Source organism: Sphingomonas sp. Leaf25 (assembly GCF_001421635.1).
Lineage (GTDB): Bacteria > Pseudomonadota > Alphaproteobacteria > Sphingomonadales > Sphingomonadaceae > Sphingomonas.
On the sequence record NZ_LMKU01000002.1, the window covers coordinates 108259 to 131702 of the forward strand.

Annotated in this window: 28 protein-coding genes and 1 pseudogene; 12 read left to right on the top strand and 17 right to left on the bottom strand. The window is 67.1% G+C overall.

The genetic code is table 11. The annotated features are described in order from the left end of the window. Positions 1–136 precede the first annotated feature (136 nt). The gene (gene acnA / locus ASE78_RS01100) at positions 137–2812 is read left to right on the top strand and encodes an aconitate hydratase AcnA (RefSeq protein WP_056492137.1); all 2676 of its coding nucleotides are present in this window, start codon (positions 137–139) and stop codon (positions 2810–2812) included. A 222-nt stretch (positions 2813–3034) separates the two neighbouring features. Here the strand turns inward: acnA and ASE78_RS01105 are convergent, their stop codons facing one another. From ASE78_RS01105 to ASE78_RS01115, 3 genes are read right to left on the bottom strand one after another with little or no spacing between them, the layout of a single operon-like run. Then, positions 3035–3781: an HAD-IIB family hydrolase gene (locus ASE78_RS01105; protein WP_056492140.1), complete on the bottom strand. Its 747-nt coding sequence runs from the start codon at positions 3779–3781 to the stop codon at positions 3035–3037. 59 nt (positions 3782–3840) lie between these two features. Next, complete coding sequence (locus ASE78_RS01110) at positions 3841–4212, bottom strand: hypothetical protein (protein ID WP_055757049.1); 372 nt, start codon at positions 4210–4212, stop codon at positions 3841–3843. After that, entirely contained in the window at positions 4179–4904 is a 726-nt protein-coding gene (locus ASE78_RS01115; protein ID WP_056492143.1) for an EI24 domain-containing protein, read from the bottom strand. The genes ASE78_RS01110 and ASE78_RS01115 overlap by 34 nt, the downstream gene beginning before the upstream one ends. A gap of 133 nt (positions 4905–5037) precedes the next feature. Between ASE78_RS01115 and ASE78_RS01120 the strand changes: the two genes are divergently transcribed. Beyond that, positions 5038–6036 (top strand): adenosine kinase, encoded by a 999-nt coding sequence (locus ASE78_RS01120; protein ID WP_056492146.1) that lies wholly within the window; start codon positions 5038–5040, stop codon positions 6034–6036. A gap of 162 nt (positions 6037–6198) precedes the next feature. Here the strand turns inward: ASE78_RS01120 and ASE78_RS01125 are convergent. From ASE78_RS01125 to hisB, 9 genes and pseudogenes are all read right to left on the bottom strand, one after another. Continuing rightward, positions 6199–7721: pseudogene (locus tag ASE78_RS01125) on the bottom strand (amino acid permease); the annotation flags it as partial. Positions 7722–7828: 107 nt separating this feature from the next. Beyond that, a complete protein-coding gene (locus tag ASE78_RS01130) occupies positions 7829–8206 on the bottom strand; it encodes a histidine triad nucleotide-binding protein (protein WP_056492149.1) in 378 nt (125 codons plus the stop codon). 5 nt (positions 8207–8211) lie between these two features. Further along, a complete protein-coding gene (locus tag ASE78_RS01135; RefSeq protein WP_056492152.1) occupies positions 8212–8529 on the bottom strand; it encodes a phosphoribosyl-ATP diphosphatase in 318 nt (105 codons plus the stop codon). A gap of 2 nt (positions 8530–8531) precedes the next feature. Continuing rightward, on the bottom strand, positions 8532–8672 hold the full coding sequence (locus tag ASE78_RS19040; protein ID WP_164490746.1) for a hypothetical protein: 141 nt from the start codon (positions 8670–8672) through the stop codon (positions 8532–8534). Further along, the gene (gene hisF / locus ASE78_RS01140; protein WP_056492155.1) at positions 8669–9433 is read right to left on the bottom strand and encodes an imidazole glycerol phosphate synthase subunit HisF; all 765 of its coding nucleotides are present in this window, start codon (positions 9431–9433) and stop codon (positions 8669–8671) included. The genes ASE78_RS19040 and hisF overlap by 4 nt, the downstream gene beginning before the upstream one ends. Further along, positions 9430–10158 (bottom strand): 1-(5-phosphoribosyl)-5-[(5-phosphoribosylamino)methylideneamino]imidazole-4-carboxamide isomerase, encoded by a 729-nt coding sequence (hisA, locus tag ASE78_RS01145; protein WP_056492157.1) that lies wholly within the window; start codon positions 10156–10158, stop codon positions 9430–9432. The genes hisF and hisA overlap by 4 nt, the downstream gene beginning before the upstream one ends. Continuing rightward, positions 10146–10745, bottom strand: a complete 600-nt coding sequence (gene hisH, locus ASE78_RS01150) for an imidazole glycerol phosphate synthase subunit HisH (protein ID WP_056492160.1) — start codon at positions 10743–10745, stop codon at positions 10146–10148. The genes hisA and hisH overlap by 13 nt, the downstream gene beginning before the upstream one ends. Continuing rightward, the gene (locus tag ASE78_RS01155) at positions 10742–11047 is read right to left on the bottom strand and encodes a YciI family protein (RefSeq protein WP_056492163.1); all 306 of its coding nucleotides are present in this window, start codon (positions 11045–11047) and stop codon (positions 10742–10744) included. Before ASE78_RS01155 ends, hisH begins: the two co-directional genes overlap by 4 nt. Before the next feature lie 2 nt (positions 11048–11049). After that, positions 11050–11637: an imidazoleglycerol-phosphate dehydratase HisB gene (gene hisB / locus ASE78_RS01160; protein ID WP_055757032.1), complete on the bottom strand. Its 588-nt coding sequence runs from the start codon at positions 11635–11637 to the stop codon at positions 11050–11052. 81 nt (positions 11638–11718) lie between these two features. Between hisB and ASE78_RS01165 the strand changes: the two genes are divergently transcribed. From ASE78_RS01165 to gmk, 6 genes are all read left to right on the top strand, one after another. Then, the gene (locus tag ASE78_RS01165; protein WP_055757030.1) at positions 11719–12201 is read left to right on the top strand and encodes an SspB family protein; all 483 of its coding nucleotides are present in this window, start codon (positions 11719–11721) and stop codon (positions 12199–12201) included. Beyond that, on the top strand, positions 12198–12614 hold the full coding sequence (locus tag ASE78_RS01170) for a GNAT family N-acetyltransferase (protein WP_056492166.1): 417 nt from the start codon (positions 12198–12200) through the stop codon (positions 12612–12614). The genes ASE78_RS01165 and ASE78_RS01170 overlap by 4 nt, the downstream gene beginning before the upstream one ends. Positions 12615–12637: 23 nt before the next feature. Beyond that, on the top strand, positions 12638–14023 hold the full coding sequence (gene fumC, locus ASE78_RS01175) for a class II fumarate hydratase (RefSeq protein ID WP_056492169.1): 1386 nt from the start codon (positions 12638–12640) through the stop codon (positions 14021–14023). A 56-nt stretch (positions 14024–14079) separates the two neighbouring features. Further along, positions 14080–14295: a hypothetical protein gene (locus tag ASE78_RS01180; RefSeq protein ID WP_056492171.1), complete on the top strand. Its 216-nt coding sequence runs from the start codon at positions 14080–14082 to the stop codon at positions 14293–14295. After that, a complete protein-coding gene (locus ASE78_RS01185; RefSeq protein WP_055757022.1) occupies positions 14292–14498 on the top strand; it encodes a hypothetical protein in 207 nt (68 codons plus the stop codon). Before ASE78_RS01180 ends, ASE78_RS01185 begins: the two co-directional genes overlap by 4 nt. Positions 14499–14596: 98 nt before the next feature. After that, a complete protein-coding gene (gmk, locus tag ASE78_RS01190) occupies positions 14597–15256 on the top strand; it encodes a guanylate kinase (protein WP_056492173.1) in 660 nt (219 codons plus the stop codon). Positions 15257–15462: 206 nt separating this feature from the next. Here the strand turns inward: gmk and ASE78_RS01195 are convergent, their stop codons facing one another. From ASE78_RS01195 to ASE78_RS01210, 4 genes are all read right to left on the bottom strand, one after another. Beyond that, positions 15463–16701, bottom strand: a complete 1239-nt coding sequence (locus ASE78_RS01195) for an SDR family oxidoreductase (RefSeq protein ID WP_056492176.1) — start codon at positions 16699–16701, stop codon at positions 15463–15465. Positions 16702–16766: 65 nt separating this feature from the next. Next, the gene (locus tag ASE78_RS01200) at positions 16767–16976 is read right to left on the bottom strand and encodes a DUF1289 domain-containing protein (protein WP_056492180.1); all 210 of its coding nucleotides are present in this window, start codon (positions 16974–16976) and stop codon (positions 16767–16769) included. Positions 16977–16980: 4 nt separating this feature from the next. Further along, complete coding sequence (locus ASE78_RS01205; RefSeq protein ID WP_056492183.1) at positions 16981–18387, bottom strand: DEAD/DEAH box helicase; 1407 nt, start codon at positions 18385–18387, stop codon at positions 16981–16983. A gap of 92 nt (positions 18388–18479) precedes the next feature. Continuing rightward, on the bottom strand, positions 18480–18968 hold the full coding sequence (locus ASE78_RS01210; protein WP_055757014.1) for a hypothetical protein: 489 nt from the start codon (positions 18966–18968) through the stop codon (positions 18480–18482). 75 nt (positions 18969–19043) lie between these two features. Between ASE78_RS01210 and ASE78_RS01215 the strand changes: the two genes are divergently transcribed. From ASE78_RS01215 to ASE78_RS01225, 3 genes are all read left to right on the top strand, one after another. Then, the gene (locus tag ASE78_RS01215) at positions 19044–20486 is read left to right on the top strand and encodes an FAD-binding oxidoreductase (protein ID WP_056492186.1); all 1443 of its coding nucleotides are present in this window, start codon (positions 19044–19046) and stop codon (positions 20484–20486) included. 79 nt (positions 20487–20565) lie between these two features. Then, the gene (locus ASE78_RS01220; RefSeq protein WP_055757012.1) at positions 20566–21351 is read left to right on the top strand and encodes a SapC family protein; all 786 of its coding nucleotides are present in this window, start codon (positions 20566–20568) and stop codon (positions 21349–21351) included. After that, positions 21351–21869 carry a cytochrome b gene (locus ASE78_RS01225; protein ID WP_056492189.1) on the top strand — a complete coding sequence of 173 codons (519 nt, stop codon included), beginning with the start codon at positions 21351–21353 and terminating at the stop codon, positions 21867–21869. The genes ASE78_RS01220 and ASE78_RS01225 overlap by 1 nt, the downstream gene beginning before the upstream one ends. A 174-nt stretch (positions 21870–22043) precedes the next feature. Here the strand turns inward: ASE78_RS01225 and ASE78_RS01230 are convergent, their stop codons facing one another. After that, on the bottom strand, positions 22044–22892 hold the full coding sequence (locus ASE78_RS01230) for an N-formylglutamate amidohydrolase (protein WP_056492192.1): 849 nt from the start codon (positions 22890–22892) through the stop codon (positions 22044–22046). Between the two features lie 102 nt (positions 22893–22994). Between ASE78_RS01230 and cpdR the strand changes: the two genes are divergently transcribed. Continuing rightward, positions 22995–23372 carry a cell cycle two-component system response regulator CpdR gene (cpdR, locus tag ASE78_RS01235; protein ID WP_055757008.1) on the top strand — a complete coding sequence of 126 codons (378 nt, stop codon included), beginning with the start codon at positions 22995–22997 and terminating at the stop codon, positions 23370–23372. The last annotated feature ends 72 nt before the right edge of the window (positions 23373–23444 follow it).

A 23444-nucleotide genomic window follows, 5' to 3' on the forward strand; every position in this document is an offset into this window, starting at 1 on the left:
ACCCACTTCCCCCGGCACGTCCACGTTGCTAAGGCGCGGCGGTAAGCTACGCATTCGCGACCGCGGCGCGCCCATGGGCACTCCTCCCGAACCGGCGGTGTCCATCCCCGCCGCGTCACCCATGGGAAGGACCCGCATGACCGCAATTGGCCAGGACACGCTCGGCACGCGCGACACGCTCGATGTCGGCGGCAAGACTTATTCCTATTATTCGCTGGCCAAGGCCGCGGCAAAGCTCGGCGACGTGTCGCGGCTGCCCTTCTCGATGAAGGTGCTGCTCGAAAACATGCTCCGCTTCGAGGATGGCGTCACCGTAACCGGTGAAGACGCACAGGCGATCGTCGACTGGCAGAAGGATGCGCGCTCGGATCGCGAAATCCAGTATCGCCCGGCGCGCGTGCTGATGCAGGATTTCACCGGCGTTCCCTGCGTCGTCGATCTCGCGGCGATGCGCGACGCGATCACCGGCCTTGGCGGCGACGCGGCCAAGATCAACCCGCAGGTTCCGGTCCACCTCGTGATCGACCACTCGGTCATGGTCGACGAATTCGGCACGCCCAAAGCCGCCGAACAGAATGTCGAGCTGGAGTATCAGCGCAACATCGAACGCTATGAGTTCCTGAAGTGGGGATCGAAGGCGCTCGACAATTTCTCGGTCGTGCCGCCGGGCACCGGCATCTGCCATCAGGTGAACCTCGAATATGTCGCGCAGGCGGTCTGGTCGTCGGAATCGACCGACGGCTCGGGCACGATCGCGTACCCCGACACGCTGGTCGGCACCGACAGCCACACCACGATGGTCAACGGTCTGGGCGTGCTCGGCTGGGGCGTCGGCGGGATCGAGGCGGAAGCGGCGATGCTCGGCCAGCCGGTGTCGATGCTCATCCCCGAGGTCGTCGGCTTCAAGCTGACCGGCAAGCTCGGCGAAGGCATCACCGCCACCGATCTGGTGCTCACCGTCACCCAGATGCTGCGCGCCAAGGGCGTGGTCGGCCGCTTCGTCGAATTCTTCGGCCCCGGCCTCTCTTCGATGACGCTCGCCGACCGCGCGACCATCGCCAACATGGCGCCCGAATATGGCGCGACCTGCGGCTTCTTCCCGGTCGACGACAAGACGATCGATTACATGCGCCTCACCGCGCGGCCCGACGAAGTCATCGCGCTCACCGAAGCCTATGCCAAGGCCAACGGCTTCTGGCGTGACGAGAATGCGGTCGACCCGATCTTCACCGACACGCTCGAACTCGACATGTCGTCGGTCGTCCCCTCGCTCGCCGGCCCGAAGCGTCCGCAGGACCGCGTCGAACTGCCGAACGTCGACGACGTGTTCAACGCCGATCTGACCAAGGTCTACAAGAAGGACGCTGCCGTCCGCGTCGCGGTCGAGGGCGAAACCCATGACATCGGCGACGGCGACGTCGTCATCGCCGCGATCACGTCCTGCACCAACACCTCGAACCCGTCGGTGCTGGTCGCCGCCGGCCTCGTCGCGCGCAAGGCCAATGCACTGGGCCTCAAGCCCAAGCCCTGGGTCAAGACCTCGCTCGCACCGGGTTCGCAGGTCGTCACCGACTATCTCGACAAGGCCGGGCTGACCGAGGATCTGAACGCGGTCGGCTTCAACCTCGTCGGCTATGGCTGCACCACCTGCATCGGCAACTCGGGTCCGCTCAGCCCGCCGATCAGCGCGGCGATCAACGGCAACGACATCGTCGCCGCCTCGGTCCTGTCGGGCAACCGCAACTTCGAAGGCCGCGTGTCGGCCGACGTGCGCGCCAACTTCCTCGCCTCGCCGCCGCTCGTCGTCGCCTATGCGCTGAAGGGCACCGTCACCGAGGACATGGTCAGCACGCCGATCGGTCAGGGCACCGATGGGCAGGACGTGTATCTCAAGGACATCTGGCCGACGAACGAAGAGGTCGCCGACCTCATGGCCGCCAACATCGACGACGGCATGTTCCGCTCGCGCTACGGCAACGTCTACGCCGGCGACAAGCACTGGGCCGGCATCGAGGTCGAAGGGTCGGACACCTACAACTGGCCGACGTCGAGCACCTATATCGCAAACCCGCCGTATTTCGACGGGCTGACGATGACGCCGGCCCCGGTCGCCGACATCATCGAGGCGAAGCCGCTGGCGATCCTCGGCGATTCGATCACCACCGACCACATCTCGCCAGCGGGATCGATCAAGGCCGACAGCCCGGCCGGCGCATGGTTGATGGAGCGGCAGGTCGCCCGTGCCGACTTCAACAGCTATGGCGCGCGTCGCGGCAACGACAACGTCATGGTGCGCGGCACCTTCGCCAACATCCGCATCAAGAACGAGATGGTCCCCGGCGTCGAAGGCGGCATGAGCCGCTACGAGGGCGAGGTCATGCCGATCTATGACGCCGCGATGCGCCACAAGGCCGACGGCACGCCGCTGGTCGTGATCGCGGGCAAGGAATATGGCACCGGATCGTCGCGCGACTGGGCGGCCAAGGGCACCAACCTCTTGGGCGTCCGCGCGGTCATCACCGAAAGCTTCGAGCGCATCCACCGCTCGAACCTCGTCGGCATGGGCGTGCTGCCGCTCCAGTTCGCCGAAGGCGTCACCCGCCAGACGCTGGGCCTGACCGGCGACGAGACGTTCACGATCCAGAACGTGGCCGCCATCCGCCCGCGTCAGGACGTCGAGGTCATCATGGTCCGCGCCGACGGCACGACCGAGAGCTTCCAGACCCGCTGCCGGATCGATACCGTCAACGAACTGGAATATTTCCTCAACGGCGGCATCCTCCAGTACGTGCTGCGCAAGCTCGCCGCGTAAGCGGTAGCGCCTGACGGCAAAAAGGGCCGCGTCTCCGACAGGGAGGCGCGGCCCTTTTCATTGTCCTACACCTGTCGGGTCATGCGAGGACCGGATTGCTCCTTGAACCGTTCGATCTCAACGGCTTGCTACCGGACAGGCACGGCGCGCATGAAACGCGCGCAAGTGTAAACTTTGTAAACTTTGGACCTGCCCCGCACGACGCGGGGCAGGGGGAAACGATCACTTCTGGCAGGCGATGATCGCCTCGATCACGGCCAATGTTTCCTGCGGATCGCGGATCTTCACCGTGTCCATCCCCGCCGCCTTTGGCGCATAGTCATTGCCGCCGGGGAAGATCGCATCGCCGATGAACAGCATGGCGTCGGTGGCGATGCCGCTTATGTCGGCCAGCTTGGCAAGGCCGGTCGCCTTGTCGACGCCTTCCTTGGTGATGTCGATCGACGTCGCGCCGCCCATGTTGATCGACAGGCCGGGCAACCGCTGCCGCAGGTCCGCCTGGATGATCTTGCGCTTGGCGAAATCGGGGTCCCAATGTTCCTTGGCGTCGATCGGCGCCTGCTGGCCGAGCGCCGAAAAGGTGATCTGGCTCCCGCGATCCTCGATCCGCGGCCCCCATGTCTGTTCGGGGGTGAAGCCGGTCGCCTCCAGCGCGGCGTCGAACGCCTCGAGGATCTTCGCCTTGGTCGCATCGTCGAACAGGTCGGCGTAGACCGTGTTCCAGCGACCGTCGCCATAGGTGTACAGCTTGGTCCCGCTGGTCGGCATCATCCACAGCCGGTTGAGGTCGGCGCGCTCGGGCAGGTGCCCCGCGACCTGCTTCTCGAACTGCGGCCAGTCGCCGCCCGAAATGATCGCGACATGCGCGACGCCGAGCAGATCGGCCAGCGCCTCCGCCATCGGCGCGCCCATCTGCTGCTTGCTCTCGGCAAGCGTTCCATCGAGGTCGAAGGCGACCAACTGCTTCATCGTCTGGCTCCGGTAGAAAGCGTCACCGGGCACGATGCCCGGCCGCAGGGGAAAAGGGTTCAGCGCCCGCCGCGTGCGCGGGTCAGCGCGGCGACGCAGCTTGCCCGGTCGATCGGCGCGCCGCTGCGCTGCCGGGCGTCGACATGGCGCACCACTGGCACGCCGCCGGCGGCGGGGGGATAGAGATAGGCGTCGAGCACGCAGATGTCCGACCCATATTGCAGCTTGCGCCCCGGCCCTTCGCTCAGGTCTAGCAGCGGCTGGCCGAACAACTGGCCGATCGTCGTGGCATTCTGCCCCATCACCCGCTCCAGCCCGATCGTGCCATAGGCGGGGGCAGGGGGCGTCGGCAGTGCGTTCTGGCGCACGACCGGGCCGGTCGCGCAGGCCGAAAGCGTCAGTCCCGCAAAGAGCGCGGCGGTGCGTCGCATGGTGTCATCCCCCCTGGGCGCATCCGATGGAACCGGTGCGTCGCCATCGCCGCGCCGATCAGCGGCGCAACGAAGTTGACGAACGGAATCATCAGCAATCCGGTTCCCGCCAGCCCCAGGATAAACCGCCGGGTCCGCGTCGCCTGCCGTTCGGTCCGCAGCTCGGCACGGGTCAGGTGCCGCACCGCCACCATGTCGAACAGGTCGCGTCCCAGCAGCCAGCCATTGACGACCAGCAGTGCGATCGGCGTGCCGATCCCGGTCGGCAGCAACAGCAGATACAGTGGTGCGCACAGCAGGTTCACGCCCAGCGTCCGCAGGCCCGATCGCACCCCCATCATCGCCGATCGCGCGAACGGCACCGGTCGCGCGCTCACCAGCGCCTCCGGGTAATGCCGCGCTTCGACCGCCTCGACGACGTCGTCGGCGAACACGCCCACGACCGCGATCGCGACGATGCGGAACAACAGCCACGCCAGCGCGACCGCCGCCAGCGTCGCCGCCACCGCCGCCAGTGCCCCAGCACCCTCGCCCAGCGCGAAGCCGTCCCGCGCCACCCAATGCGCGCCCCATGCCATCAACGCGCCGACGCCCAGCAGCAGGATCAGCGTCACGGTCAGCGACTTGGCCAGCACCTTCAGAAAGGCCCGGTCGCCAAGCTGCGCCACCGACAGGAAAAAGGCATCGACCATCACCGGCGGTCATGCGGGGCGCGAAGGCTGGCGTCAACGCCCGACCCTTGCCTGTCCCCGCCACGCTGGCTAACGCGCGGCCATCGCCGCTCCGGCCCTTCGGTCGCGGCCCATGACTTTCCGGAGAGCCAGCTTGACCGAACCCACCCTCGACGTCGTCGCCATCGGCAACGCCATCGTCGATATTCTCGCCCAGTCCGACGATGCCTTTCTTGCCGAACAGGGCATGACCAAGGGCTCGATGCAGCTCGTCTTTTCGCCCGCCGACGCCGACGCGCTCTATGCCAAGATGGGGCCGGGCCGCGAAGTGTCGGGCGGATCGGCCGCCAACACCGTCGCCGCCATCGCCGCGCTGGGCGGTAAGGCCGGCTTCATCGGCCAGGTCGCCGACGACCAGTTGGGCGCGGTGTTCGCGCACGACATCCGCGCCGCCGGGGTCCGCTTCGATACCGCTGTCCGCGCCGGCGAGCCGACCACCGCACGCTGCCTGATCTTCGTGACGCCCGATGGGCAGCGCACGATGAACACCTTCCTCGGCGCATCGCAGTTCCTGCCCGAAGCTGCCCTCGACGCCGATCTGATCGCCAGCGGCGCGATCCTGTATCTGGAAGGCTATCTGTGGGACCCGGAAGAACCCCGCGCCGCGATGCGCGCCGGCATCCGCATCGCCCGTGAGGCGGGCCGTAAGGTCGCCTTCACCCTGTCGGACACCTTCTGCATTTCGCGCCACGGCGACGATTTCCGCGCGCTGATCGCCGAGGGGCAGATCGACATCCTGTTCGCCAACGAGAACGAACTGCTGGCGCTGGCCGAGGTCGAGGACTTCGACGCGGCGGTCGACAAGGTCGCAGGCCAGGTACCGCTACTGGTCGTGACGCGCGGCGAACACGGCGCGATCGCGGTGACGGGCGGCCAGCGTACCAGCGTCGCCGCCGAGCCGATCGCGCGGGTGGTCGACACCACCGGCGCGGGCGATCTGTTCGCCGCCGGCTTCCTGCACGGACAGGCGCAGGGTCATGACGTCGAACGCTCGCTCAAGCTGGGTGCGCTGTGCGCCGCCGAAATCCTGTCGCACTATGGCGCGCGGCCCGAAGTCGACCTGAAGACGCTGGCGACGACGAAGCTCGGCTGAATCGACCGATAGCAGGGTCGGCTTTTCCGGTCCTGCAGTCGCCCGCCGCATGACGGCTCAACGCCGATGATGCCGGGAACGTCCGGGCATCCGATAGCGCAAAAAGGAAAGGGTCCGGGAGTTGCCTCCCGGACCCTTTCCTTTTGCGCTTCGAGCATCGTCAGGCGTCGGGGTCCGCGGTAGCGGCGGCGTACCGCTGCCGGTTTCCGGCGTATCCGTCAGAGACCACGTCCGACATGGCTGTGCGAACGGCTGTAACCGAAATACACGACCAGTCCGAGCGCCGCCCATCCGAAGAACAGCGCCAGCGTGTAGAACGACAGGCTGAAGAACAGGTACAGGCATCCGGCCACCGCCAACGGCGCGACGAGAATCACTGCCGGGGTACGGAACGGACGACGCCGACCCGGATCGGTCCGCCGCAGCACCAGTACCGCGATCGCGACCATCGCGAAGGCGAACAACGTTCCCGAATTGGAAATGTCGGCGAGCGCACCGACCGGAAACAATGCCGCGAAGAACGCGACGAACACGCCGGTGATGATCGTGACGACATGCGGGGTGCCGTATTTCGGATGCACCTGCGACAGCTTCTCCGGCAGCAGGCCGTCCCGGCTCATCACGAAGAAGATGCGCGTCTGGCCGAACATCATCATCAGTACGACGCTGGGCAGGGCAAGGCCGGCGGCAAGGCCGACCAGATTGCCGACCTGACGCCAGCCGATTTCACGCAGCGTCCATGCCAAAGCTTCCTTGGAACACACGACCGCCTGCGAACCGATATTCGCGCAGGCAGCGGCCAGCTCGGTGCTGCCCGGCGCGATGCCGTTGCCGTTCGCGTCCAGCATCGGCTGCGCACCGACCGTGCCGATGACCCCGGCAGCCACGAGGATGTAGAAGACCGTGCAGATGGCAAGGCTGCCGATTAGGCCGATCGGCATGTTGCGTTGCGGGTTCTTGGTTTCCTCGGCCGCGGTCGAGACTGCATCGAACCCGACATAGGCGAAGAAGATCGACGCTGCCGCCGCCGATATGCCGCCAAAGCCCAGCGGCGCGAACGGTTCGAAATTGGCCGATTTCATGACCGGCAGCGCGAGGACGCAGAACAGGACGAGTGCCGCGATCTTCACCGCGACGAGGATGGCGTTGATAAACGCCGATTCCTTGGTCCCGATCACCAGCAGCCACGTCACCAGCAACGCGATGATGAACGCCGGCAGGTTAATGATCCCGCCATCGATCGGCCCCAGGGTCAGCGCTGCGGGCAGGTCGATACCCGCGAACTCGCGCAGCAAACCGACGAAATACCCCGACCAGCCGACGGATACCGCGCCAGCGGCGACCGCATATTCAAGCACCAGTGCCCAGCCGACCATCCATGCCAGCAATTCGCCCATGACGGCGTAGCTGTAGGTATAGGCCGATCCCGATACCGGGACCATCGACGACATCTCGGCATAGCACAGCGCGGCTACGGCGCAGACGAATCCAGCGATGATGAAGGCGATCATCATGCCCGGCCCGGCCTTTTGCGCAGCCTCCGCGGTCAGGACGAAGATGCCGGTGCCGATGATCGCACCGACCCCCAGCATCGTAAGCTGGAACGCGCCGAGCGTGCGCGCGAGCGACTTTTTTTCCGCGGTCGCGAGGATCGCGTCCAGCGACTTGATACGGCCGAAGATCATGCAGGCCCCCCATAGGTGGTCGCAACCGACGCGCCACCGGAATTATGATGCGCGAAACCTACCCGCAAATCCGCCCGGTGCAATTCCTTTCGTGTAATAAAGCTGTCCTATCGCGACAGCATCGGTCCCAACGGCTGCCCGCCGAACAGGTGAACGTGCAGGTGCGGCACCTCCTGTCCGCCATGTCCGCCGACGTTGGCAAGCAGGCGATAGCCCGGTTCGACCAGCCCGTGCTCACGCGCGACATGGCCCACCGCGCGGACGAATCCGGCGATCTCGCCATCGCTCGCTCGGCTTGAGAAATCGTCCCACGACACATACGCCCGCTTGGGGATCACCAATATATGCACCGGGGCCTGTGGCGCGATGTCGTGGAAGGCGAGGGCGAACTCGTCCTCATAGACCCGCTTCGCCGAAATCTCGCCGCGCAGGATGCGCGCGAAGATGTTGCTGTCGTCGTAAGCGCGGGTGGCGTCGATCGGCATGGCACTCACTCCGTGGGGCGGGCGGCTTTTTCGGCGATGCCCGACAGGCCATCGCGCCGCGTCAGTTCGGCGCGAACCTCGTCGAGCGTGATTCGCTTCTCGGCGAGCAGCACCAGCAGATGAAAGAGCAGGTCAGCAGCCTCGCCGATCAGGCCGTCTCGATCGTCGGCCATCGCCGCGATCACGCACTCGACCGCCTCCTCGCCGACCTTCTGCGCGATCTTCGGCATGCCCCGCGCATGGAGCTTCGCGACATAGGATTGTGCCGGATCGCCGTGCAGCCGGACAGCGATCACCGATTCGAGATGGTCGAGCGCGTCCATGGTCAATCCTTGCGGTTGCGGATCGCCCGCCGCGCCAGCACCACCATCAGCGCGACCGCGACGAACGTCGCCACGTCGGACAGCGCGAAACCGGTGCGCGGGGGCACGGTGCCCGAATGGGCGGCGAGGACCACGGGTATCATGCGGGCGACCGCACCGGCACGCCCGCCCTCGCCAGCGCGGCATGCGCATCGGCGACAGACGCCTCGCCGAAATGAAAGATCGACGCGGCCAGAACCGCGCTCGCATGCCCCTGCGTCACCCCCGCGACCAGATGGTCGAGCGTGCCGACGCCGCCCGACGCCACCACCGGCACCGATACCTGGTCAGCGATGGTGCGGATCAGGTCGAGGTCATAGCCGTCGCGCGTGCCGTCGCGGTCCATCGACGTGACCAGCAGTTCGCCCGCGCCCAGTTCGGCCAAGCGTAGCGCATGCTCCACCGCGTCGATGCCGGTCGCCCGCCTGCCGCCATGGGTGAACACCTCCCACCGCTCGCCGACCCGCCGCGCGTCGACCGAGGCAGTGACGCACTGGCTGCCGAAGCGGGCGGCAATATCGGCCACCAGTTCGGGCCGCGCCACGGCGGCGGAATTGACCGCGACCTTGTCCGCGCCCGCCAGCAGCAGCGCACGAGCATCCTCGGGCGTGCGCACCCCGCCGCCGACGGTCAGCGGCATGAAGCACACCTCGGCAGTGCGGCGCACCACGTCGATGATCGTGTCGCGCCCTTCGTGGCTGGCGCCGATGTCGAGGAAGGTCAGTTCGTCGGCGCCCGCCGCGTCATAGGCGCGCGCCTGTTCCACCGGATCGCCGGCGTCGCGCAGCTCGACGAAATTCACGCCCTTGACCACCCGCCCGGCATGGACGTCGAGACAGGGGATGACGCGGACGCGGACGCTCACGCGCGCGCCACCGCGATCGCCTCGGCCAGATCGAGGCGGCCGTCGTACAGCGCGCGGCCGGTGATGACGCCTTCGATTCCCGCCTTGCCTTTCAGCGCATGGATGTCGCCGATGTCCGCCACGCCGCCGCTGGCGATGACCGGAATCGATACGGCAGCCGCCAGCGCGGTCGTCGCCTCGACATTGCAGCCTTTCAGCATCCCGTCACGCCCGACGTCGGTGAACAGCAGTGCCGCGACGCCGGCATCCTCGAACCGGCGGGCGAGGTCGACCACCGACACGTCGGACACATCGGCCCAGCCGCGCGTCGCGACCATGCCGTCCCACGCATCGACCGCGACGACGATCTTGCCCGGACAGGCGCGGGCGGCCTCACGCACGAAATCGGGGTCCTCCAGCGCGGCGGTGCCGATCACCACCCGCGCGACGCCGAGGTCGAGCCAGCGATCGACGTTGGCGCGGTTGCGGATGCCGCCACCCAGTTGCACCCGGCCGGGAAAGGCGTTCAGGATGCCCGCCACCGCATCGCCGTTGACCGACTGGCCGGCGAAGGCCCCGTCGAGGTCGACGACGTGGAGATGATCCGCGCCGGCATCGGCAAACATCGTCGCCTGCCGCGCCGGATCGTCGCCATAGACGGTGGCGCGGGCCATATCGCCTTCGGCCAGTCGGACGATCTGCCCGCCCTTGAGGTCGATGGCGGGGAAGACGATCAAGGACGCCATTCGAGAAACCTCTCCAGCAGCGCCAATCCGTAGCGCTGGCTCTTTTCAGGGTGGAACTGCACGCCCAGCAGATTGTCGCGACCGATCGCGGCGCTCACCGGGCCGCCATGGTCGGTGGTGGCGAGCACATGCTCGCCCTCGAACGCATAGCTGTGCAGGAAATAGGCCTCGCCCGGCACCAGCAGCGGATGATCGGCCACCGGCACCACGTCGTTCCAGCCCATGTGCGGTACGGTGACGCCGGGCGCGGGATCGATCCGGCGGACGCTGCCATCGATCCAGCCGAGGCCGGCGTGGGCGCCGAATTCCTCGCCGGTCGTGGCCAGCAACTGCATGCCCACACAGACGCCGAGGAAGGGCACGCCGCCGTCCAGCGCCCGTGCGCGCAGCGCCTCGACCATGCCGGGGATCGCGGCAAGCCCGCCCATGCACGCGGCGAACGCGCCGACGCCGGGCAGCACGATGCGATCGGCGCGCAGTACCAAATCGGGGTCGGCGGTGATCGCCAGATCGCGCGAACCCGCTGCCTTCAATGCGTTGGCAACCGAATGGAGGTTGCCCGCGCCATAATCGATCAGCGCGATCACAGCGCGGCGGCCACCGCGTCGACGGCAAGGGTGGCGGTGAAGGCGACGACCTCGACCGTGGCGACGCCGTTCAGCACGAACGGATCGGTTTCGGCGAGCGTCCGCACCGTCTCCGCATCGCCACGGAACAGCAGCACGCCACCGGTCGGCGGATTGCGCCGCCCGGCCAGCAGCATCTCGCCCGCCGCCATCCGCGCCTCGATCCACGCGACATGCGCCGCGCGGTGCGTATCGACTTCTTCCAGCGGCTTCACATAGCTCAGCATGGCGAGGCTCAGCGGCTGCATCGGACGGGCGACCATCGTTACAATACTCCCTTGGTCGAGGGGATGGCGTCGGCCTTGCGCGGGTCGATCTCGGTCGCCATGCGCAAGGCCCGCGCCAGTCCCTTGAAGACGCTTTCGACAATATGATGGTTGTTGGTGCCGTACAGCGTCTCGATGTGCAGCGTGATGCCCGCCGCCTGCGCGAAACTGTGGCAGAAATGCTCGAACATCTCGGTATCCATCGTGCCGAGCGACTGCTGGCTGAACGCGACCTTCCACACCGTCCACGGCCGCCCCGAAATGTCGAGCGCGACGCGGGTCAGCGTCTCGTCCATCGGCGACAGCGCCTCGCCATAGCGGGCGATGCCGCGCTTGTCGCCGAGGGCCTTGGCGAACGCCTCGCCGATCGCGATGCCGGTGTCCTCGACGGTGTGGTGCGCGTCGATATGCAGGTCGCCCTTGGTCCGGACGGTCAGGTCGATCAGCGAATGGCGGCTGAGCTGTTCGAGCATGTGATCGAAGAAGCCGACTCCGGTCGACACGTCGTAGGTGCCGGTGCCGTCGAGGTTGACGGTGACGTCGACCGACGTCTCGCTGGTGTGGCGGGCGATGGTGGCGGTGCGCATGGGCGTCCCATAGCGCGGTGTCGGCCCCATGCAACGCAACGAATCTTGACCGGGCACGAAACCCCGCTACCCAAGGTCGCCATGAACCAGATCATCGCCGACAGCCTGATCCCGTATGACGAGATCGTCCAGGAAGCCCTGCGCGCGGTGGTCGGCCGCGTGCTGGGGCAGGTGTCCGCCACCGGCGCCTTGCCCGGCGAGCATCATTTCTACATCACCTTCAAGACGCAGGCGCCCGGCGTAGACATCCCCAAGCGGTTGATCGAACGCTTCCCGGACGAGATGACGATCGTCATCCAGCATCGCTTCTGGGACCTGACCGTCGACGATACCCGTTTCTCGGTGGGCCTGAGCTTCGGCGGCATTCCGTCGACGCTCATCATTCCCCATGCGGCAATCACCGGCTTCCATGATCCGGCGGTCAATTTCGAGCTGCGTTTTCAGGCGACCGAGGACGGCGGGATCGATTCCGAACCGCACGACCAGCCGGAAAACGATGCGCCGATCGCAACGAGCGAGGACGGGTCGAACGTCGTCGCGGTGGATTTCAAACGCAAGAAGTGACGATCGAGGTCATCGCCGCGCCGGGTGATGCCGAACGCGATGCGATCCTGCGCGTCCTCGTCGCGCACAACGACGCGGCGGTCGGGCCGACCGGACGGCGGCAGGTCGCGATCGTCCTGCGCGACGAGGGCGGCGCGATCCTCGGCGGGCTGTGGGGCAGGATCGGCTATCGCTGGCTGTTCGTCGAATATCTGGCGGTGCCGCCATCGCACAAGGGGCGCGGGATCGGCCGTGACCTGATGCAGCGGGCCGAGGCAGAAGCGCGGGCCGGCGGGTGCATCGGCATCTGGCTCGACACCTTCAGTTTCCAGGCGCGCGGTTTCTACGAAAAGCTGGGTTTCGCCGTATACGGCGACATTCCCGATTTCCCGCCGGGCGAGACGCGCTTCTTCCTGTCGAAGCGGATCGACTGAGCCGCTGACGGGTTTTGGCGGATATGACCAATACCCGCACCGAAACCGATTCGATCGGCCCGATCGAGGTTCCTTCGCAAGCCTATTGGGGGGCGCAGACCGAGCGATCGATCGAGAATTTTCCCTTTGCCGCTAGCGAACGCATGCCGATCGGCATCGTCCACGCACTGGCGATCGTGAAGCAGGCGGCGGCGCGCGTGAACCGTACGCACGGCCTTCCCGACAACATCGCCGACACGATCGATTCGGCGGCGGGAGAGGTGATCGCCGGCAAGCTCGACGACCAATTCCCGCTGGTCATCTGGCAGACCGGCAGCGGCACCCAGTCGAACATGAACGTCAACGAAGTGATCGCCGGCCGCGCCAACGAGGTGCTGGGCGGAACCCGCGGCGGCAAGGTGCCGGTACATCCCAACGATCACGTCAACATGGGGCAATCGTCGAACGACAGCTTCCCGACCGCGCTGCATGTCGCCGCCGTCATCGCGCTCAACCGCGATCTGCTGCCCGCGCTCGACCGGCTGGCGGGATCGCTGGAGGCGAAGGCTCGGGACTGGGCGGAGATCGTCAAGATCGGCCGCACCCATTTGCAGGATGCGACGCCGCTCACGCTGGGGCAGGAGTTTTCCGCTTACGTCGCGCAACTGCGCGATGCCGACCGCCGGTTGCGCTCTGCCGAGGGCGATCTGCTACGGTTGGCACAGGGCGGTACGGCGGTCGGCACCGGCCTGAACGCCGCGCCCGGTTTCGCCGAAGCGGTCGCAGCGGAGATCGCCTCGATCACCGGCCACGCCTTCGTCACCGCGCCCAACAAGTTCGAGGCGCTGGCATCGAACGATCCGCTGGTGCAACTGTCGGGCACGCTCAACACGCTGGCGGTGGCGCTGACCAAGATCGCCAACGATATTCGCCTGCTCGGTTCGGGGCCGAGGTCGGGGCTGGGGGAGATTGATCTTCCCGCCAACGAACCGGGCAGCTCGATCATGCCGGGCAAGGTCAACCCGACCCAGTGCGAGATGCTGACGATGGTGTCGGCGCAGGTCATCGGCAATCACCTGTCGGTTACGGTGGGCGGAATGCAGGGGCATCTCGAACTCAATGTGTTCAAGCCGTTGATCGGGGCGGCGGTGCTGCGGTCGATCGATCTGCTGAGCGTCGGCATGGTCAGCTTCGCGACCCGCTGCGTCGACGGGATCGAGCCGAACCGGCAGCGGATCGGTGAACTGGTCGAACGCTCGTTGATGCTGGTGACGGCGCTGGCCCCCGAGATCGGTTATGACAATGCCGCCAAGATCGCCAAGCATGCCCATGCCGCAGGGCAGACACTGCGCGAAGCCGGCCTCGCGCTCGGGCTGGTCGACGAAGCGACGTTCGACCGGCTGGTCCGGCCCGAATCGATGGTGGGGTAAGGGAACCGACGCGCGTTTCCCGCGCTATACCGGCGTAACGACAGGCAGGTGACAACATGGGTGCGACAACTATCGGCGCGCTGGTCGGCGGCTTCATCGACAGTCTCGACGGCGGTGACGATTCGAACGTCGATGGTGCGATCAAGGGTGCGATCGTCGCCAATGTTCTGAAAGTCGTGATCCCCGTCGCCATCACCTATGCCATCGGCTGGGCGGTATTGCGTGGCGCGGGCGAACTGAAGGCACAACTCTTTGAGGAGACGGCAGCATGATCGGACGTATTATCGGAGCGCTGGTCGGACGCCAGATCGATCGTCGTGACGGTCGCGGCGGTGCCAAGGGCGCGGCGATGGGCTGGCTCGCGGGCAGCGCGATGCGGCGAATGGGGCCGCTCGGCATGATCCTGGGCGGTGGCTATGCCGCGAAGAAGGCGTATGACCGTCGCAAGGGCGACCGCCTGCGACGCGGTTACTGATCGCGACACCAAGCTAATCCAAATACGGGCAAGGGGCGACGGTTTCACGACCGTCGCCCCTTGACGTTGTGGCAGGCCGCACGCCATCAGGCGGCCCCATGACCCAAGTGCCAGACCCCGACCTCCACGGCTTCAAGCGCCGCGGGGTGTTGTTCGTCCTGTCGTCGCCTTCGGGCGCGGGCAAATCGACGATCGCGCGCAAGCTGCTGGCCGCCGAAGCCGATCTGTCGATGTCGGTGTCCGCTACCACCCGTGCCCCGCGCCCCGGGGAGGTCGACGGCAAGGACTATCACTTCGTCGATCTGGAAGAATTCCGGCGCATGGCGACGGCGCACGAATTCCTCGAATGGGCGCATGTGTTCGGCAATCGCTATGGTACGCCGCGCGAGGCGGTCGATGCGATGCTGAGCGCGGGCAAGGACGTGCTGTTCGACATCGACTGGCAGGGCGCGCAGCAACTGTTCCAGATCGCCGGCGGCGACGTGGTGCGGGTGTTCATCCTGCCGCCGTCGATGGCCGAACTGCATCAGCGGCTGATCGCGCGGAACACCGATTCGGCGCAAGTGATCGACGGCCGTATGGCCCGCGCTGCTGCCGAAGTCAGCCATTGGGACGGCTATGATTACGTCCTCGTCAACGACGATGTCGACGCCTGCTTCCGCAAGGTGCAGACTATCCTCGCGGCGGAACGGTTGCGCCGTTCGCGGCAGACCGGCCTGATCGGGTTCATCCGCAAGCTGATGAACCCGGCACCGTAGGGCCGATCGACCTTCCTTCGCGCGTCGTCACCCCGGACTTGTTCCGGGGTCCACCTGTACGCAAACGCTGTCGATACAGCCTCAAGGCGCACCGATCGCCGAGCCGTGGACCCCGGAACAAGTTCGGGGTGACGAAGATCGGTCGGCAATGCTGAAGGTCGATCGGCCCTAAGCCCCTCCCCGCGAAGGGGGAGGGGTACGACGGGTCAGGCGGTCGCGACCGTGATGTCGGCCGCATTGGGAGCGATCGGGCTGCCGATCGGCTTTTCCGAAAAGCGTTCGCCGGCCACGGTGCTGACGATGCCCGAGGGTTCGGGAATCGTGTTTTCGTCGGCGATCGCTGCGGCGAAGGACGCCGATGAGTCGCTGCCGCCCGCCTGATGCGCTTTCGGTTCGAGTGCGGGCAGCAGCTTCGGCGCAGCCTTGCGCGGAGTCGATCCACGCAGCGATAGCAACATGCCGGCGGCCGCGCCGATCGCGCCAAGGATCGCGAGCGTGGTCAGCGGACGCATCTGCGCTTCGAGCGCGAGGCTCTGCTTGCGGACATGGATGTCCTGGTTCGACCGTTCGCGGCCGTCCTTGCGTGGCTGGTAGAGATTGTCCTTCGCACCCGGTTCGGCCGGAGTATCGATCGTCTGCGCCGCTTCGCCGAAAAACGCCTCCATGAAGCGGTCGGCGCTGCGCGGCAGCAGGTTGCTCATCTTGGTCATCACCATGCCGGTGCCGCCGACCGTCAGGTCGCGCTTGGGATTGGCGACCGCGAAGCAGATCGCCTTGGCGACCAGTTCGGGATCATAGACCACCGGCGGCACCCGCGCGGGCTTGTCCATGCGGTTGCGGGCATGTTCGGGGTACGGGGTGTTGATCGCCGCCGGCTTGATGAGCGTGACCGACACCGGCTTGCCGTCCGCCTCCAGCTCCATGCGCAACGCTTCGGTAAAGCCCTGCACCGCATGTTTCATTGCGCTGTACGCGCCCTGCAACGGGACCGAGCGGTCCGACAGGATCGAACCGACATTGACGATCGCGCCGCCGCCGCGCGCGGTCAGTTCGCGCGCGGCATAGAGCGAGCCGGCGACCGTTGCGAAATAGCCGACGTCGAACGCGCGGCGCTGTTCGTCGAGACCGGTGTCGAGCAGCGGCGCATAGAGCGCGACAGCGGCATCGTTGACCCATGCGTCGAAGCCGCCGAACGCCTCGCGCGCCTTTTCGCCGATTCGCTCGGACGCGTCGGCGGCGGTCACGTCGATCGCGAGATGGGTGGCGCGGCCGCCCTTGTTGCGGATCGATTCGACCGCTTCGGCCAGTGCGTCCTCGTTGCGGGCGACCAGCACGACGCGCGCGCCTTCGCGCGCGGCACGGCGGGCGGTGGCGAGGCCGATGCCCGACGAAGCTCCGGTGATGACAATCGTCTGTTGTGACAAGGGTTTAAGGCTGACGGCCATGATGAATCTCCCGACTGGGTTTGCACCGGCGCTGAACGCGCAGGAAACCAGTCGGGGTCCGACCGTCAGCCGTCGAGGATCGCCATCCGTTCGGGCAGCGTCGCCATCACCTGCCGCCGGGCGGCGGGATCGATGCTGGTCCAGCAGGCGATCTCGTCGCGGGTGCGGCCACAGCCGAAGCACCAGCCGGTGGCGCTGTCGATCGAACAGACCAGCGTGCAGGGGCTTTCGATCGCGACGGGGGCCACCGCCTCGAACGGATCGTTGGCGTCCATCGCCTCAGCCAGTCAGCCGCACCGAAAGGAACGCCGGGACCGGGCCGTTCCAGCCGCCATCCTCGATCGCGTCCTGCTGGACATAGCGGGCAGGGCGCTCGTCGCGCACCGGTTCGCGCCGCTGGGGCTCCTCGCGCTGGGGGGCTTCCTCGCGGCGTTGCGGTTCCTCGCGACGGCGGCGCGGCTGGGGCGCGGCTTCCTCGGGCGCGGCGGCGGCACGGGGACGGCGCGCGCGGCGGGGGGCCTCTTCCTCGGCCTTCGCAGCGGCTTCTGGGACGTCGTCGGCGGGAGCGGAGGTGCCCATGTCGAGGATGGGGATCGTCTGGCCGGTCAGCTTCTGGATATTGGCGATGTTTTCGGCATCGTCTTCGGTAATCAGCGTCCACGCGGTGCCGGTGGCGCCGCCGCGCCCGGTGCGGCCGATGCGATGGACGTAATCGTCGGGGTGCCACGGCGCGTCGAAGTTGACGACATGGCTGACCCCCTTCACGTCCAGCCCGCGTGCCGCCACGTCGGAGGCGACGAGGATGCTCACGTCGCCGCGCTTGAAGCGTTCCAGTTCGGCGATGCGCGCGGCCTGTTCCATGTCGCCATGGATTTCGGCCGAGCTGAAGCCGGCGCGTTGCAGGCTCTTGTTCAGTTCGCGCACCGTCGTCTTGCGGTTGCAGAACACGATCGCGTTGCGAAGATCGGCGCTGCCGAGCAGCTTGCGCAGCACGTCGCGCTTCTTTGCCGCGCTCACCGGAACCAGATGCTGGGTAATGTTGGTGTTGGTCGTCGCCGGCCGGGCGACCTCGATCGTCTTGGGATTGTCGAGGAACTTGTCGGCCAGCTTCTTGATCGGCGGCGGCATGGTGGCCGAGAACAGCAAGGTCTGCCGCTGCTTGGGCAGCTTGGTGCAGATTTCCTCGATGTCGGGGATGAACCCCATGTCGAGCATCCGGTCGGCCTCGTCGATCACCAGCATCGAACAGCCGTTGAGCAGGATCTTGCCGCGGGTGAACAGGTCCATCAGCCGACCCGGCGTCGCGATCAGCACGTCGACGCCTTTTTCGAGCGCGGCCAACTGGTCGCCCATCGACACACCGCCGATGAGGAGCGCCATCGAGAGCTTGTGGTTCGCGCCATATTTCTCGAAATTCTCGGCGACCTGCGCCGCCAGTTCGCGCGTCGGTTCGAGGATCAGCGAGCGCGGCATGCGGGCGCGGCTGCGGCCGTGCGCGAGGATGTCGATCATCGGCAGCACGAACGATGCGGTCTTGCCGGTGCCGGTCTGCGCGACGGCGACCAGATCGCGCATCATCAGCACCGAAGGGATTGCCGCCGCCTGAATCGGGGTGGGCTCGCTATAGCCCGAATCGGTGACGGAACGCAGCAGTTCGTCGGACAGGCCGAGATCGGCGAAGGTCATGCAGTTTCCAGCTTATGGAAGGGCAACGAAACAGCGTCGCCAAATGGGGTTGCCGCTGCAGGAAATCCGGTGAAAAGTCAAGGAGGCCGCGCCTAGCGCGCCGGGACCAGCGTGCGAAACTGGGCGATGCGGCACTGGCCGCCCGAACGCGAGCGCAACACATCGCGCGCGGCGCACATCTGGCCGTCGCCGCTGGGCTTGAAATACAGACCCGCGTAGAAATCGAGCGCGGCGCAATCATCGGCGAGGCGGGCGCGCAACCGCTTGCCCCCGGCGAGCAGCAGGTCGACGCTGTCAGGGCGGCTGACGGTGACGGCGGCAAGGTCCTGCACGGGCACGCAGCGGTCGGCGCGCTTTTCGACCCACTGGATCGGCGGCAGCGGACGCGGCGTGCTGAACGATGCCGGCGCGATCGGCGCGCGGGGCACGCGGATGATGACGCGCTGGATCCGCATTTCGGTCCTGACCGTCGTCACCCCGCCGGGCGGCAGCGGATTGTCGACCAGCCGCCGCTGCGCCGACCCCGGCAGCGCCAGCATCAGCAGCGCCGTGGCGGCGACAGGGAACGGCAGGGCACTCACGCGACAAACATTCACCCCGACGTTTTAACCTGCGATGAACTGGCGGCAAGGGGGCGGTGGTGATAGCGCGTGCCCATGCGTACCGATGCCGTCGCCGCGATGGTCGCCGATGCCCGCGAATTGCTGGGCGAGCGCGCCGTCTCCACCGATCCCGAACGGATCGCCCCGTGGCTGACCGACTGGCGCGGCCGGTTCCACGGGGCCAGCGCCGCACTGTTCGAGCCGGCGAATACCGCCGGGGTCGCCGGAATCGTGACGCTGGCGGCACGGCATGGCGTCGCGCTCGTGCCGCAGGGGGGCAATACGTCGATGGTCGGCGGGGCGACGCCGCCGGCCGACGGATCGGCGGTGATCGTCTCGCTCCGCCGGATGAACCGGATTCGCGCGGTCGCAGGGGGCCAAGCGGTGGCGGAAAGCGGGGTGATCCTCCAGCATTTGCACGACGCGGCCGCGCAGGCCGGACAACGGTTTCCGCTGACGCTGGGCGCGCGGGGCAGCGCCACGATCGGCGGCCTCGTCTCGACCAACGCCGGGGGCACGCAGGTGCTGCGCTGGGGCACGATGCGCCGGCTGGTGCTGGGCGTCGAAGCGGTGTTGCCCGACGGATCGGTCCACGACGGGCTGGCGGCATTGCCCAAGGACAATCGCGGCTATGACCTGACGCAATTGCTGGTGGGGGCGGAGGGGACGCTGGGCATCGTCACCGCCGCGACGCTGCGGCTGGTGCCGGCGATCGGCGCGCGAGCGGTGGCGTGGGCCGGAATCGCCGATCCGCAGGCGGGGCTGACGCTGCTGCGCCGGATGCAGGCGGCGACCGACTCGATCGAGAGCTTCGAGATCATTCCGGCCGATTCGCTGGCGCTGGCGGTGGCGCATCTGCCCGGTGCCCGCCCGCCGCTCGCCGGGCCGCACCCGTGGCATCTGCTGATCGAGGCGGTGGCGGGCACCGGCGAGGCGTCGCCCGATGCGCTGCTCGTCCGCCTGCTCGGCGATGCGCTGGCCGACGGGGTGGTCGGCGATGCGGTGCTCGCCACGTCGGAGGCGCAGGCCCAAGCGTTCTGGGCCTTGCGCGATTCGCTGTCGGCGGCGGAGAAGGCGGCGGGGCCGGCGGTGCAGCATGATATTTCGGTGCCGGTGGATGCGATGCCGCGCTTCATGGTGGAGACGGCCGCCGCCGCCGAGGCGCGCTTCGCCGGGACCCATGCCACCGCCTTTGGCCATCTGGGCGACGGCAACGTGCATTTCCATGTCCGCGCACCCGCTGGGGCCGATCCCGCGCACTGGTATGCGCAGGATGCGCCGGTCGTCACCTGCTTCGTTCATGACGCGGTGGTCGCGGCCGGCGGATCGATCTCGGCGGAACATGGCATCGGCCAGATGAAGCTCGGCGAACTGGCGCGCACCGCGCCGCCCGCGCGGCTGGCGGCGTTGCGTGCGGTGAAGGCCGGGCTGGATCCGCACGGATTGTTCAATCCGGGGAAGCTCGTATCGCTTGCGCCCGCGCCACCCAGCAAATAGACGAAAGTCCCAAGTTCGCCGGGGGGCGGACGTCCGGCGGGTACTGCCGGACAGGGTATGATTACTTGGAGATCCTGAAATGGCCAGCGCGCCGCAGAACCAGTCGCTTCCGCTTTTCTACAACCAGCTCGAACCGCTTTCGAGCCAGACGCATGCCGACTGGAAGGTTCGCAGCACCGATCGCGCGCCGTTCCTGGTCGGCCAGCATGCCGTGCCGGTGACGGTCGAGGAATTCCCGCTGGTACAGCGGCGGATGCCGATCGTGTTCTCGGTCGGTGACGATCCCGTGCCGCTGGCGCTGATGGGCCTGAACGAAGGCGTCAACACCTTCCTCGACGACGAAGGCCGACTGATCGATCCCGAGACCTATGTCCCGGCCTATATCCGCCGCTATCCCTATCTGCTCGCGCGGCTCCGCCCCGAATCGGAAGAGCTGTCGCTGTGCTTCGACCCGACGTCGGACGTGATCGGCCAGTTCGACGAGGGCGATGCGCTGTTCGACGGCGACAAGCCCAGCGAAGTGACCCAGCAGATCCTAGCGTTCAACGAGCAGTTTGAGCAGGCCGGCCAGAAAACCGGCATGTTCATGAAGGAACTGAAGGAACTGGGCCTGTTGATGGACGGCGAAGTGTCGATCCAGCAGGACGGCAACGACCAGCCGTTCGTCTATCGCGGCTTCCAGATGGTGTCGGAAGAAAAGCTGATGGAACTGCGCGGCGACCAGCTTCGCAAGATGCAGCAGTCGGGCATGCTGCCGCTGGTGTTCGCGCACCTGTTCTCGCTGTCGCTGATGCGTGACGTGTTCGCGCGGCAGATGCGGCAGGGCAAGGTACAGGCGCAGCCGGTCGGCGTGCCGACCTTCTGATGGCGCGGGCCGTCCCGGGCGCACGCTATTCGCGGGTCGCGATCGCTTTTCACTGGGTGATCGCCTTCCTCGTCGTCGTGAACCTGTGGATCGGCCTGATCGGCGGGTCGATGGGGCTGCACAAGTCGATCGGCCTGACCGTGCTGGTGCTGACGATCGGGCGGATCGGCTGGCGAATCGCCAATCCGCCCCCGCCGTTGCCCGCCGCCACGCCCGCGTGGGAACGGGCGGTGGCGCATCTGACGCATGCCATCTTCTACCTGTTCCTGATCGTCCTGCCGATGAGCGGCTGGGCGATGGCGTCGGGCGCGACCCGGCGGCCGCTCGAATGGTTCGAGCTGTTCGCCGTGCCCTATCTGCCGATTTCACCCGCCGCGGCGGGGGCGGGGCATGAGGTCCATGAGATCGTCGGCATCGCCATGGCGGTGCTGGTCGCGCTGCATGTCGGCGCGGCGTTGCGGCATCATTTCGTGCTGCGCGACGCGGTATTGGCGAGGATGCTGCCGGGCGTGCGATGAGTCGTTACAAACGGATACAATTTCGCTCTTGAAGCCTGCCGACGCCTTTCCTAGATTGTTGATACACGGTTCGATGTTCCCCCCTTTCGTCGGGCCGTGCGGCGCGTTTCACGCGCCTCCTCCCTGAACCTTGGCCACTCCGTGCTTCATGCACGGGGTGGTTTTTTTATGTGCTTATTCCGCAGCGCGGCGGAGCGGATCGGCAAGCGTCGCCAGCGTGTCGAGCACGGCGCGAACCATCTTCGCGGTGCGGGCCAGCCCCTCGCCCGGCTGATCGAGCGTCGCATCGAGATACAGCGTCCGGTCGAGTTCGAGCTGGAGCGCATAGACGCCGCCGCGCGGATCGGCATGGGCATCGAGAATGTGGCCGCCGGCATAGGGCCGGTCGATCGCGACCGGGCACCCGTGGCCCCGCACGACCCCGGCGATTCGCGCGGTGACATGGCCGGGGCAGCTTCGCCCGAACCGGTCGCCGAGCACGACCTGCGCCGGATCGGGGCCGGGGAGCGGCGGCATCGAATGCAGGTCGAGCAGGATCGCCGTACCGAACGCCGCGCGGGCGGCGGCGAGCGCCTGCCCGAGCGCGGCGTGATAGGGCGCATGGGTTTCGACGATCCGCGCCCGCACTTCCGCGTCAGTCAGCTTGCGCCGCCACATATTGTCGGCACCGCCCGCACGGCGCGGGATCAGGCCGATGCCGCTCTTCACCTTGTCCGACCGGGCGAGGGCGGCCGGGCGGGCGCCCTCGTCGATCCACGGATCGCGATCGGCGTCGGGCGAGCGGTTGAGGTCGATCCATGCCCGGGCGTGGCTGGCGACGAGCATCGTTTCGTCCTCCCGCGCGGCATGGGCGACGGCATCGACGTGGCGATCCTCCAGCGGGACCAGCGCGGCCATCGGCACGCTGACGAGATCGGCGAGCGCTTGAGGATAATATCGCCCGGCGTGCGGCACCGATACGACCACCGGCGACCGTGGCGGACCCATGCCGAAGCGATGGAACGGGGGCGGGGCGGTGTCCATTTTTGCCACAGACCATGTCGTCCCCGGTGTGTCGAGGCGGGACGTCTGGAATTTCTTAACCGCTCCCGGCATATGCGGAGCCATGACGGCCAAGGGGTGCCCATGTTCAAAATTCTGCTGGCCGAGGACGATCAGGTGATGCGCGAGTATCTGGCGCGCGCGCTGGAACGTGCCGGCTATCATGTCAGTGCGGTTGATCGCGGTACGGCGGCGGTGCCGCTGCTGGAGCGCGAGCCGTTCGACCTGCTGCTGACCGACATCGTCATGCCCGAGATGGACGGCATCGAGCTGGCGCAGCGCGCGGGCGAGATCGCGCCCGACCTGCGCGTCATGTTCATCACCGGCTTCGCCGCCGTCACGCTGAAGGCCGGCAAGACGGTGCCGCAGGCGCGCATCCTGTCCAAGCCGTTCCACCTGCGCGAGCTGGTGGCCGAGGTCGACCGGATGTTCGAGGGAGAAAAATTGCCTGCGGGCAATTAGGCTCTTGTCAGCCCGAAACGACGCCGCTAACAGCGCCACTCCGGTTTCGCTCTCCCCTTACGGGGAACAGCG